Source organism: Polynucleobacter sp. 15G-AUS-farblos (genome assembly GCF_018882445.1).
Lineage (GTDB): Bacteria > Pseudomonadota > Gammaproteobacteria > Burkholderiales > Burkholderiaceae > Polynucleobacter.
In genome coordinates this window covers 1-255 of sequence record NZ_JACVOM010000034.1, presented here as the reverse complement: position 1 = coordinate 255, position 255 = coordinate 1, and the positions used below count along the sequence as shown (strand labels likewise).

The 255-nt window shown below is 50.2% G+C and carries 1 protein-coding gene; it reads left to right on the top strand.

Annotated elements, in window-relative coordinates; genetic code table 11:
* Nucleotides 1-12: 12 nt before the first annotated feature.
* Nucleotides 13-255 (top strand): hypothetical protein (locus ICN41_RS11295; RefSeq protein WP_216293028.1); only part of this gene is annotated, 243 nt, incomplete at its 3' end.

The window sequence follows — 255 nt, the reverse complement described above, 5'->3', positions numbered from 1 at the left end:
CTGACGCACTTAGTGGCTAACCCCCAGTTGCCAGTGCACAGCTTGCCACTAACTACCCTTTCTGAACGTACTGCGCTCATTGCCAGTTCTGCTGGTCCAGTAGTTGATCTGGATTTACAAGCACCTGAGCTTTTTAACCTACCCAGCTTATTTGCTGCCCAAGTGGCTAAGAGTCCTAGTGCTACTGCGCTAGTCTATGAGAGTGCTAGTGGCAGTATTGAGCAGCTCACCTATGCTCAGTTAGATGAGCAAGCC